This window comes from Streptomyces sp. NPDC002734 (assembly GCF_040295685.1).
GTDB lineage: Bacteria > Actinomycetota > Actinomycetes > Streptomycetales > Streptomycetaceae > Streptomyces.
Window position 1 is genome coordinate 23,440 of sequence record NZ_JBEOVU010000033.1, and the last position, 11,992, is coordinate 35,431.

Annotated in this window: 7 protein-coding genes and 1 pseudogene; 3 read left to right on the forward strand and 5 right to left on the reverse strand. The window is 72.6% G+C overall.

The window, feature by feature from the left end; all coding sequences use genetic code 11:
- Window positions 1–120: 120 nt before the first annotated feature.
- Window positions 121–1,809, forward strand: a complete 1,689-nt coding sequence (locus ABT026_RS25390) for a GAF domain-containing sensor histidine kinase (RefSeq protein ID WP_108952056.1) — start codon at window positions 121–123, stop codon at window positions 1,807–1,809.
- 23 nt (window positions 1,810–1,832) lie between these two features.
- Here the strand turns inward: ABT026_RS25390 and pflA are convergent, their stop codons facing one another.
- The 3 genes from pflA to ABT026_RS25405 form a co-directional block, all read right to left on the reverse strand.
- Window positions 1,833–2,582: a pyruvate formate-lyase-activating protein gene (pflA, locus tag ABT026_RS25395; RefSeq protein ID WP_108952055.1), complete on the reverse strand. Its 750-nt coding sequence runs from the start codon at window positions 2,580–2,582 to the stop codon at window positions 1,833–1,835.
- Window positions 2,579–4,837 (reverse strand): formate C-acetyltransferase, encoded by a 2,259-nt coding sequence (gene pflB, locus ABT026_RS25400; protein WP_108952054.1) that lies wholly within the window; start codon window positions 4,835–4,837, stop codon window positions 2,579–2,581. Before pflB ends, pflA begins: the two co-directional genes overlap by 4 nt.
- 136 nt (window positions 4,838–4,973) lie before the next feature.
- Complete coding sequence (locus ABT026_RS25405) at window positions 4,974–5,900, reverse strand: universal stress protein (protein ID WP_108952053.1); 927 nt, start codon at window positions 5,898–5,900, stop codon at window positions 4,974–4,976.
- Between the two features lie 219 nt (window positions 5,901–6,119).
- On the opposite strand from ABT026_RS25405, the gene ABT026_RS25410 reads away from it, so the two are divergent.
- Both ABT026_RS25410 and adhE read left to right on the forward strand, forming a co-directional pair.
- Window positions 6,120–6,503 (forward strand): hypothetical protein, encoded by a 384-nt coding sequence (locus tag ABT026_RS25410; RefSeq protein ID WP_108953391.1) that lies wholly within the window; start codon window positions 6,120–6,122, stop codon window positions 6,501–6,503.
- 228 nt (window positions 6,504–6,731) lie between these two features.
- Entirely contained in the window at window positions 6,732–9,386 is a 2,655-nt protein-coding gene (adhE, locus tag ABT026_RS25415; protein ID WP_351117464.1) for a bifunctional acetaldehyde-CoA/alcohol dehydrogenase, read from the forward strand.
- A 120-nt stretch (window positions 9,387–9,506) separates the two neighbouring features.
- Here adhE and ABT026_RS25420 read toward each other — a convergent pair whose 3' ends face one another.
- Window positions 9,507–10,499 carry an Acg family FMN-binding oxidoreductase gene (locus ABT026_RS25420; RefSeq protein ID WP_351117465.1) on the reverse strand — a complete coding sequence of 331 codons (993 nt, stop codon included), beginning with the start codon at window positions 10,497–10,499 and terminating at the stop codon, window positions 9,507–9,509.
- 727 nt (window positions 10,500–11,226) lie between these two features.
- Window positions 11,227–11,843, reverse strand: a pseudogene (locus ABT026_RS25425) (hypothetical protein).
- Window positions 11,844–11,992 lie beyond the last annotated feature (149 nt).

Below are 11,992 nucleotides of genomic sequence, written 5' to 3' on the forward strand. Positions count from 1 at the left end.
TGTCGCGCACCGCGTCCCGTACGGCATGCTTGCCCTGACGACACACATCGGAGGGGCGAGAGCGCAGTGAGGAACGAGCAGGCGGGAGACGGCCGCCGGAGTTCTGTCCCGCCGTTGCGGATGGACGAGTTGCTGAACGAGCTGCAGGAGCACGTCGAGCGGGTCCGCGGCGGCCGTGACCGCATGCAGACCCTGCTGGACGCCGTGGTGGCGATCGGCAGCGACCTGGAGCTCGAGGACCTGCTGCGCCGGATCGTGCAGTCCGCGGTCGACCTGGTGGACGCCGAGTACGGCGCCCTGGGGGTGCTGGGCGAAGAGGAAACGATCCGGCAGTTCATCACCGTCGGCATGGACGAGGCGACGATCGCGCGCATCGGTCACTACCCCCGGGGCCACGGCATCCTGGGGCTGCTGATCCGCGAGCCGCACCCGCTGCGTCTGGACGACCTCGGCGCGCACGGGGAGTCCGTCGGTTTCCCGGCAGGGCACCCGCCGATGCGGACCTTCCTCGGCGCCCCCGTGCAGGTGCGGGAGAAGGTCTTCGGCAACCTGTACCTGACCGACAAGCGCGGCGGCGTGCCCTTCGACGCCGACGACGAGGCGGTGCTGCGGAGCCTGGCCGCCGCCGCGGGCGTGGCGATCGACAACGCCCGCCTCTACGAGGACAGCCGCCAGCGGGAACGTCGCCTGGCCGCCAGCGAGGACATCACCCGTGCCCTCCTGTCGGGGGCGCCTCCGGAGGAGATCCTGCACTCGCTCGCCGACACGGTGCGGGAGATGACCGGCTGTGACCTGGTCACCCTGGCCCGGCCGGTCGGCGACGACAAGGGCCTGGTCGTGGAGGCCACCGCCGGGGTCGAGGCCGACCGGCTGCTCGGCCTCGCCCTGCCCCCCACCACGCTCGCGGCGAAGGTGTACGGCACGGGCGAGCCCGTCATCAGCGACGCGCTCAGCGAGGATCCCCGTGCCATGGGCGGCAGCGGCTCGCAGGTGGCGCTGGGGCCGGCCTTCTTCGTCCCCGTCGGCGACCGGAAGGGGGTGCGCGGCGTGCTGCAGGTGGCCAATCTTCCCGGCCGGCCGCCGTTCACCGAGGGGGCCGTCGACATGGTCCTCACCTTCGCCGACCAGGCGGCGCTGGCGCTGGAGATCGCCGAGCACCGGCGGGACGCGGAACACCTCGCCCTGCTCGGCGACCGCGACCGTATCGCCCGTGACCTGCACGACCAGGTCATCCAGCGGCTCTTCGCCGGCGCCCTGACCCTGCAGGCGGCACTCGGCCGGATCCGGGACCAGCCCACCGCCGCCGAGCGCATCCAGCGGGTCGTCGACGACCTGGACGACACCATCAGGATCATCCGCACCACCATCTTCGGCCTGCAGCACCGCGACCGGCAGGAGGGCGACGGGGGACTTCGCGCCCGGCTGCTCGCCCTGACCGACGAGGCCGCGCAGAACCTCGGCTTCCCCCCGGCCCTGCGCATGACCGGACTGCTGGACACCGACGTCCCCGCCGGGCACGCCGAGCACCTGGTGGCGGTGCTGCGTGAGGCGCTGTCCAACATCGCCCGGCACGCCGGGGCCACCAGGGTGGAGGTCGGCGCCGAGGCGTCCGAGGGAGCGCTGCGGCTGACCGTCGCGGACGACGGTCGCGGCATCGACCCGGCGGTCGTCCGGCGGAGCGGTCTGGCCAACCTGCGCAGCCGCGCCGAGGAGCTCGGGGGCGCCTTCCGGGTGACCCGCCGTGACCCGGCCGGGACGCTGCTGGAGTGGACGGCTCCGCTGCCCTCCGCGAGCGGGACGGCCGGCTGAGTCCGCGCCCGCGGACCGGACGGTCAGTGGGCCGCCATTCCGTGTGCGCGGAACCGCTCGCATACCCGCTCCACCAGCTCCGGGTCCGGGGACGGGGTGTCCTTCAGGGGGAAGGGGATGCCCAGCGCCTCGTACTTGGCCGCGCCGAGCTTGTGGAACGGCAGGACGTCGACCCGGTCCACGGTGTCCAGGCCGCCGGCGAACTCGGCGAGGCCGTCCACCGCCGCCATGTCGTCGGTCCAGCCGGGGACGAGGACGTACCGGATCCAGATCTTGACGCCGAGCCGGTTCAGCCGGGTGGCGAAGGACAGGGTCGGCGCGAGGGCCCCGCCGGTGAGCCGGCGGTAGGCGCGGACGTCGAAGGACTTGACGTCGAGCAGGACCAGGTCGGTGTCGGCGAGCAGCTCGTCGGTGGCCCGCTCGCCGAGGAGGCCTGAGGTGTCGAGCGCGGTGTGGAGGCCGGCCTCCTTGCAGCGGCGCAGGACGGCGCCGGTGAACCGGGGCTGGAGCAGCGGCTCGCCGCCGGTGAGGGTGACGCCGCCGCCGGCCGTGGTGATGAACAGCCGGTAGCGGTCGATCTCTCCCATCACCTCGTCGACGGTGCGCTCCTGTCCGTCCCGCATCCGCCAGGTGTCCGGGTTGGCGCAGTACAGGCAGCGCAGCGGGCAGCCGCTGGTGAACAGCACGAACCGGGTCCCGGGACCGTCCACGCCGGTGGACAGATCCCAGGAGTGCACCCGGCCGGTGACGGGCCCCGTGGGCACGGTGGTCACAGGGCACCGTGGAAGGTGCGGCTGATCACGTCGAGCTGCTGCTCACGGGTCAGGCGGACGAAGTTCACTGCGTATCCGGAGACCCGGATGGTCAGTTCCGGGTACTTCTCCGGGTGTTCCATGGCGTCCTCCAGGGTGGCCCGGTCGAGGACGTTGACGTTCATGTGGAACCCGCCGGCTCCCGTGTAGCCGTCGAGGATGCCGACCAGGTGCCCGGCGCGCTCGGCCGGGACGTGGCCGAGACCCTCGGGGGTGATGGTGGTGGTCAGGGAGATGCCGTCGCGGGCCTGCTCGAAGGGAAGCTTGGCCACCGAGAGTGCCGAGGCGACGACACCGTGCCGGTCCCGGCCGTTCATCGGGTTGGCGCCCGGCGCGAACGGCTCGCCCGCGCGGCGGCCGTCGGGGGTGTTGCCGGTGTGCTTGCCGTAGACCACGTTCGAGGTGATGGTCAGGACGGACTGGGTGTGCTCGGCGTCCCGGTAGGCGGGGTGCGTGCGCACCTTCGCCATGAACGACTCCACCAGGCCGACGGCGATGGCGTCGGCGCGGTCGTCGTCGTTGCCGTAGGACGGGTACTCCCCCTCGGTGCGGAAGTCGACGGCGAGTCCCGTCCCGTCGCGCAGCACCTTCACCCGCGCGTGCTTGACGGCCGAGAGGCTGTCGGCGGCGACGGAGAGGCCGGCGATGCCGCAGGCCATGAAGCGGTGCACGGGGTGGTCGTGCAGCGCCATCTCCAGGCGTTCGTAGGCGTACTTGTCGTGCATGTAGTGGATGACGTTGAGCGCGTCGACGTACGTCCCGGCCAGCCAGTCCAGCATCCGGTCGTAGGCCGCCGACAGCTCTTCGTACTCCAGGTACTCGCCCGTCAGCGGCTCGGCGGCCGGGGCCACCTGCTCGCCGGTCATCTCGTCCCGGCCGCCGTTGATCGCGTACAGCAGTGCCTTGGCGAGGTTGACCCGGGCGCCGAAGAACTGCATCTGCCGGCCGACCGCCATGGCGGAGACGCAGCAGGCGATGGCGGTGTCGTCGCCGTTGCGCGGGCGCAGCAGTTCGTCGGACTCGTACTGGACGGCGCTGGTGTCGATGGAGACCTGGGCGCAGAACTCCTTGAAGCCGGCGGGCAGTCCGGGCGACCACAGGACGGTCATGTTGGGTTCGGGGGCCGGGCCCAGGGTGTAGAGGGTCTGCAGGAACCGGAAGGAAGTGCGGGTGACCAGCGGCCGTCCGTCCTCGCCGATGCCGCCGATCGCCTCGGTCACCCAGGTCGGGTCGCCGGAGAAGAGGGCGTCGTACTCGGGGGTGCGCAGGAAGCGGACCATCCGGAGCTTGATGACGAAGTCGTCGATCAGCTCCTGCGCGCGGGACTCGTCGATGACCCCGTCGGCGAGGTCGCGCTGAAGGTAGACGTCGAGGAAGGTCGAGGTCCGGCCCAGCGACATGGCCGCGCCGTTCTGCTCCTTCACGGCGGCCAGGTAGCCCAGGTACAGCCACTGCACGGCCTCGTGCGCGGTGGAGGCGGGCCGGGAGACGTCGCAGCCGTAGGCGGCCGCCATCTCGGTGAGCTCCCTCAGCGCCTTGACCTGCTCCGCCAGTTCCTCCCGGTCGCGGATGACGTCCGCGGTGGAGGGCCGCTCGTCCAGTAGGGCGCGTTCAGCCCGCTTGGCCTCGATCAGGCGGTCGGTGCCGTAGAGGGCGACCCGACGATAGTCGCCGATGATCCGGCCACGGCCGTAGGAGTCCGGGAGCCCGGTGATGATGCCGACCTTGCGGGCCGTGCGCATCGTCGGGGTGTAGGCGTCGAACACGCCGTCGTTGTGGGTCTTGCGGTACTTGCCGAAGATCTCGGAGACGACCGGGTCGGGCTCGTAGCCGTAGGCGCGCAGGCCGTTCTCGACCATGCGCAGGCCGCCGTTGGGCATGATCGCCCGCTTGAGCGGGGCGTCGGTCTGGAGCCCGACGATCAGTTCACGGTCCCGGTCGATCCAGCCGGGGGCGTGCGAGGTGATCGTGGAGGGCGTGGCGGCGTCGACGTCGAGGATCCCGCGGCGGCGCTCCTCCGGGAACAGCGCGCAGACCTTCTCCCACACCGCGCGCGTGCGCTCCGTGGGCCCGGCCAGGAAGGACGCGTCGCCGTCGTAGGGGGTGTAGTTGGCCTGGACGAAGTCACGCACGTCGACGCGCTCACGCCACCCGTCGCCGGTGAACTCGCGCCAGGCGTCGGCGTTCCGGGGGGTGGTTGTCACCGTCGCGGTCATCACGGGTCCTCTCGTCGGTCCTGACTTCACTTCGATGGTCGTCCCACGGGGCGGGAGACGGCAGTGCCCATGAGGGCATCGCCGCGGTCCCTGCGGCCCCTGCCGACCGGGACCTTCGGCCCGGCCGGCAGGCGGGTCAGTCGTGCGGGACCACGGCGACGGGGCAGCCGGCATGGTGCAGTGCGGCGTGGGCGACGGAACCGATCCGCGCGCCGACACGGTGGCCGGTCTCCCGGCGGCCCACCACCAGGAGCCCCGCGTCGCTCACCTCGTGCAGCAGGACGGACGCCGCCCTGCCCTCGGTGACCCACCCGGTCACCGGCACGGTCGGGAACTTCGCCCGCCAGAAGCTGATCACGGCGGCCACCTTGTGTTCCGCGTCCGCCCGTGCCCGGGCCTGCGGCTCCGGTTCCACGGCCTCGGGCGGGACGACCAGTGAGGCGTCCGTCAGAGGCCAGTCGGTGCGGAAGGCGTGCACCACGCGCAGCCCGGTGTCGCGCCGGCGGGCCGCCTCGAAGGCGAACTCGATCAACTCGTCGCAGGGGTGCGCCGTGTCCAGACCCAGCACCACCTCGCGGCAGGGCGTCTGCGGTATCTCGTCCGGGGCGATGCCGTCCACCGCCGGGAGGTGCTCCGCGGCGACGCCTCGGCCGGCCCTGACCAAGACCACCGGACGCGGGGAACGGGCCACCACGCGGTGCGACACGGAACCCGTGACGAAGCCGCCGAGTGCGCCGAGACTGAGCGAACCGAGGACGAGCATCTCGCTGTCGGCGGCCGCGGCGGTCAGGGCCGTGACGGCCGAGTCGCACACCAGCCGCCCGTGGATGTCCGCACCGGCGTGCGCGCTCCGCAGTCCCTCGACCGTCTGCCGCAGGGTCGCCTCGGCCCAGGCGTGCTCGCTGCTGTCCTGGGGAACGTGCGGCGTGGGACCGACGTGGGGGTGCCAGGCGTGCACCACGGCGAGACCGGTCCCCCGCCGCACCGCCTCCCGGGCCGCCCAGTGCGCGGCGGCGAGGCTCGCGGGTGATCCGTCGATCCCTACGGTGATGACGTGCGACATGAGGTTTCCCCTCCTGGGGCGGGTCCTGGGCCTGGATCTTCCGGACGCTCTCCGGACGTCCTCGAGCCTGCGCCATGAGGGGCCGCGCGCCCACGGACCGTCCGGCCCGAGGCACGGGTCCCAACGGCCCCGCCCCGGGGCCCGGTCGGCCCCTGACCGCGCCGGCGGGCGGCGGCAAGGCTTGTCGCACAGCCCCGGAGATCGCAGGGAGTGGAGCACATGACTGCCAGGAACACCCGAATCCGTGACCTCACCGACGCGGTACGGGTCCGCGCCGACGGCGACGTGGACGAGGAGTCGCTCGCGTACGTGCGGGAGAAGGTCGCCACCGCCCTCGGCCGGCCCGGACTCGGACCGGTGAACGGCGAGGTGCGCGTGCTGAGGGCCTCGGCTCCCCACGTGGAGCTGCCGTGGTGGGCCGGCGCCGACCTCCAAGTGGGCGAGGACCTCGTCGTCGTCCACGTCCGCGAGGCGACCGTGCGGGAGCTCGCCGACCGTCTCCACGACCGGCTGCGGGGCCGTGTGGAACGCGTGGCGCACCGGGCGGAGGACGCCCGCAGGACGTCCGCGCCGCCTCCGTGGCGCGGCGGCCCCGGAAACTGAGCGGCCGTCCGGTGGTCCCCGGCCGGGCAGGGCCGACCGGTCCCTGCCCGGCCGGGCCGTACGGGCCGCGTCGAGGCCCTTCGGCATCCGGATCCGCATCGCGTTCGACGGGAGAGTGGATGACGGAAGCGGCCACTGCGGCTTCGGCGCCGCACCACACCACTCGCCCGGGGCACCTCACCGCTCGCACCACCACCCGGCCAACCAGCTCCCCACGGAGGCAGACCCATGACCCGACAGCACACGCCGACCAGCGTCACAACCGCGACCGAGGCGCCGTCGGACGCCGCGGTCGCCGTCGACCGCCTCGTCGAGGGAGGCCTGAAGGCCCTCGCCGACTACGAGTCCCTGACCCAGGAGCAGGTCGACCACATCGTCGCCAAGGCGTCGGTGGCCGCCCTGGACCAGCACACGGCGCTGGCCCGGCTGGCCGTCGAGGAGACGGGGCGCGGGCTGTTCGAGGACAAGGCCGTCAAGAACATGTTCGCCTGCGAGCACGTCACCCACAGCATGGGGAGCATGAAGACCGTGGGCGTCGTCGCCCGCGACGACATCGAGGACATGGTGGAGATCGCTGAGCCGGTGGGCGTGGTGGCCGCGGTCACCCCCGTCACCAACCCGACTTCCACCACGGTCTTCAAGGCGCTGATGTCGCTGAAGACCCGCAACCCGGTGGTGTTCGCCTTCCACCCGTCCGCCCAGCGGTGCAGCGCCGAGGCGGCGCGGGTGGTCCGTGACGCGGCGGTCGCCGCGGGGGCGCCGGAGAACTGCGTGCAGTGGATCGAGGAGCCGTCGGTCGAGGCGACCGGCATCCTGATGAAGCACCCCGGGGTCGCGCTGATCCTCGCCACCGGCGGCAACGCCATGGTGAAGGCCGCCTACTCGGCGGGCAAGCCGGCGCTCGGCGTGGGCGCGGGCAACGTCCCGGCCTACGTGCACCGCAGCGCGAAGCTGTCCCGTGCGGTCAACGACCTGGTCCTGTCGAAGTCGTTCGACAACGGCATGATCTGCGCCTCCGAGCAGGCGGTGATCCTCGACGCGGAGATCTACGACGCGGCGCTCGCCGAGTTCCGCACCCTGCACGCCCATCTGGCGACCGCCGAGGAGAAGGCGAAGCTGGAGGCGTTCCTCTTCCCGGCGGGCCGGGCCCCGGGCGGCGGCTGCGAGCCGAAGGTGAACGCCGCCGCGGTCGGGCAGAGTCCGGTGTGGATCGCCGAGCAGGCCGGTTTCAGCGTGCCGGAGGGCACTTCGCTCATCCTGGTGGAGGCCGGACGGGTCGGCCCGGACGAGCCGCTGACCCGGGAGAAGCTCTGCCCGGTGCTGGCCGTGCTGCGGGCCGAGGACGAGCGCCACGGCTTCGACCTGGCCGCCGACATGGTCGCCTTCCACGGCCAGGGCCACAGCGCCGTCGTCCACACCGAGGACCGTGCGGTCGCCGAGGCGTACGGCCGGCGGATGAAGACGGTCCGCGTCATCGTCAACTCCCCGTCGTCGCAGGGTGCGATCGGCGGCGTCTACAACGGCCTGCTGCCCTCGCTGACGCTGGGCTGCGGCTCCTGGGGGAGCACCTCCGTGTCGAACAACGTCTCCGCCCCGCAACTGCTCAACGTCAAGCGGGTCTCCGCCCGCCGCAACAACCTCCAGTGGTTCAAGGTGCCGCCGAAGATCTACTTCGAGCCGCAGTCCATCCGCTACCTGGCCTCGATGCCGGACGTCCACCGCGTCACGGTGGTCACCGACGCGACGATGACCCGGCTCGGCTTCGTCGACCGGATCAGCCGGGTACTGCAGCGGCGCAGGGAGCCGGTGGTGGTGCAGATCATCGACAACGTGCAGCCGGAGCCCAGCATCGACTCGGTGCGCGAGGGCGCCCGCCTGATGGGCGACTTCCGCCCGGACACGATCATCGCGCTGGGCGGCGGCTCCCCGATGGACGCCGCGAAGGTGATGTGGCTGCTGTACGAGCAGCACGCGGCCGGTGTGGAGGTCGACTTCGCGGACATGCGGCAGAAGTTCTCCGACATCCGCAAGCGCGCCTTCCGCTTCCCGGAGCTGGGCCGGCTGGCGAGGCTGGTGTGCGTGCCGACCACCTCGGGCACCGGCGCTGAGGTCACCCCGTTCGCCGTCATCTCCGACCCGGCCACCGGCAAGAAGTACCCGCTGGCCGACTACGCGCTCACCCCGAGCGTCGCCATCGTCGACCCGCTGCTCACCGCGGCGCTGCCCCCGGCGCTCGCCGCCGACAGCGGCTTCGACGCCCTCACCCACGCGATCGAGGCGTACGTCTCCGTCTACGCCAACGACTTCACCGACGGCCTCGCCCTGCACGCGATCCGGCTGATCTTCGGCAACATCGAGGCGGCGGTGAACGACCGCGACGGGGCGCCGGAGGCCCGGGAGAAGATGCACAACGCCGGCACCATCGCGGGCATGGCCTTCGGCAACGCCTTCCTCGGCATCGTGCACGCCATGTCCCACACGCTGGGCGCCACCTTCCACATCGCGCACGGCCGCACCAACGCGGTGCTGCTTCCGCACGTGATCCGCTACAACGGCACGGTACCGGCGAAGCTCACCGGGTGGCCGAAGTACGAGAGCTACCGGGCGCCCGAGCGGTTCCAGGACATCGCCCGCACGCTGGGTCTGCCCGCCGCCACCCCGGCCGAGGGCGTGGAGTCCCTCGCCGCGGCCGTGCAGCAGCTGCGCGACGCCGTCGGCATCGAACCGACGTTCAGGTCGCTCGGGGTCGACGAGGAGACGTTCCTGGCGGCTCTGCCCCAGCAGGCCCTCAACGCCTACGAGGACCAGTGCGCGCCCGCCAACCCGCGCATGCCGATGCTGGACGACATGCAGGCGATCATGCGGACCGCCTACTACGGCTGACGGCGCGTCGGGCCGGGCCGGCTGCTGCCGGCCCGGCCCGGCCCGCACGGAGGCCGGGCAGAACCTTCGCGGTTCCGCCCGGCCTCCGTGTGCGTTGCGCCGCCTTCAGGGCCGGGTCCCTCACACGCGGGCACCGCCGAGGACCTCGGCCAGGCCCCGGCGCGGCGTGGAACGCACGTACGGCGGGTGTCCCAGGCGGAGGATGACCTGCGGGTACTGCCCGGCGGTGAGCGTCCGCCGGACGCGTTCCCGCAGTTCCGGCACCTCCAAGGGCTGGGTGTGGAAGGCCGCCATCACGCCGAGTCCTGCCGCGTGCAGCAGCATCCGCTGAAGGGCCTGTCCGGCCGTCAGCCAGGTGGACGGGTCGTCCCGATCGGTGGCCAGCAGGACCACCTCACCCGTCCGCGCTGACCAGGGCCGGGGATGCCGAGGGCTCGCGCCGGCCAGACTGGCGTAGTCGCGACCGGCGAGAGCGGTCGCGTCGGGGTGACGCACGCCGGCGTCGGCCAGCACCCCGTCACGCCTCGGCCGCACGGGCTGCCAGGCCCATCCCGCCTGTTCGGCGGCGAACCGTTCGTCGGCCCGGTGGGCGTCCTCCCCCGCACGTACCAGCGCGGCCACCAGGCGGCGGTCCACAGCGTCCCCCACGACGTGCAGCCGGGCGCCTTCACAGTCGGCCTGCTCACGCAACGCGGCGACGAGGCCGGCGGGCAACGGCTCCGGCAGGAACGGGCCGTGCGCGGTGTGCCGCAGCCCCAAGGCGTCGAACAGGCGCTGTTCCTCCGCTGTGGGCCGGGTGTAGGCGCCCCAGGCGACCGTGGCGAGGTGAGCGGGCTGCCGCAGGTCGGGGAAAACACGCACAAGGGGCCGGAAGCCGAGGTGGAGCATGGCCAGCCGCACGTTGAACAGGGCCGCCCCGCAGCCGAGCAGCAGTTCCCGCCCGCGGGGGTCGGCGAGCGGCAGGCAGCGACGGGTGTCCGCGTGCAGTTCGAGATCCCTGTCGCCGTCCGCGACGAAGCGCCAGGGCTGGGTGTTGTGGAGCGACGGCGCGGTCACGGCCGCGCGGACCAGGTAGGCGGAGGAGTGACTGATGGGTGTGCCGGTGACGGGCATGAGCGGTTCCCCGCTTTCGGTGTCGGGAGTCCCTCGGACTTCAGTGTCTGCCCGTGAGGTCCTCGTCCGACAGGGGCGACCGGGCACCGCTGCGGGACCATCGGCCCAGCTCACGGGATGGTTGCCACTGCCCGGGCGGGAGTTGCGGCGGGACCGGACGTCCTCGCTCGAACGGCATGCCAGGCCGCTCCCGCGGCAGGAGCTCCGGGGGCGCCTTGAGGGAACGACGACGCCGTGGCACATCCGTCTCCCGTGCCGTGCCCGGCCGTCCGAGCGCCCGGCACGGGGCGGGGCGGACGCCCCAGCGCCAGGGGTTCCCGCCAAACAACGGAGGACGCCGGATGCCGTTCTCGGCGCGGTCCGGCGGGGCTCACCGGTGTCCTGGCCGCCTGGAGGCCGACGGGCAGGGCCGAGCCCAGGCCGTGGCCGACCGTCCCTCGCTACGCGGCATACCTGGGTCGTCGCCCGGGGTCCAGCTGCCATCGTTGCTGTCACCGCCGGTCTCTTCCTCACCTGTGCAGGTGAACTGTCCACTGTCGGGGCTCGTCGCTCGCGGGTGCCCGCGAGGAGGGACTGCCGGCGTACCCGGGGCGCGCCATCCGTCACGCGCTTGCCGGGCCGCTGGGCCCGGTCGGGCCGAGTGTTTCACCGGGCCGGAGCGGACACGAACGGACCGGGGCGCCCCGCCCACGAACGGAGGCGCCCTGGTCCGACGAGCGTGTGGGACTCAGAGCAGCCAGCGGTTGCGGCTGACGAAGGGCAGCTGCGCCCAGGCCCGGCCCAGGCCCCAGGTGGCACCGGCACCCGCGAGGGCGATCAGGACGACGGCGTAGATGAGGCGGTAGTCGGCGAACGGGTTGGTCGACATGCTCGCCGACCCGTCGGACAGGTGCTTGGCCGGCGGCCACTCCGTGATCCACATCAGCGCCATCATCGCGGTGCCGGCAGCGGCGGTGAGCCGCAGGCCGACGCCCGCGATCAGGGCGAGGCCGATGCCGCCCAGGCCGAGCATGAACAGCCAGTCCGCCCAAGCGGTGCCCGCCCACTCGTGGAAGGTGGACTCCATCGGCCCAACGGCGACACTGCTGAGGAAGCCCTTGGTCGGCGAGCCGCCGTCGATCCAGCCCTCGCCGGACTGCGTGGCGTAGCCGAAGCCGAACGTCTTGTCCAGGAACGCCCGCAGGAAGATGAACCCGGCCAGCAGGTGGAGCCCGGCGAACACGTACGCGCTGGTCGCGGTCGCGGCGGCGGCCGCCTCATCCGCGGAGGTGGGAGCCGTCTGGCCCTGCGCCGCGACGGGAAGCGGAATCCGAGATGGCGGTGCGGATGCTCATGAACTGCCATGATGCCCATCCCTCCGAGGGAGCGGCGCCTGAGGTGTTGTCCTGCTCGTTGCGGCTTCAATATCCCGCGCCGTCGGCGCCCGCCGGAGGGGTTGCAAGGCCCCGGACAGCGGCGCGAACGACCCCCTGTCCGAAGCCTGTTGGCATCGG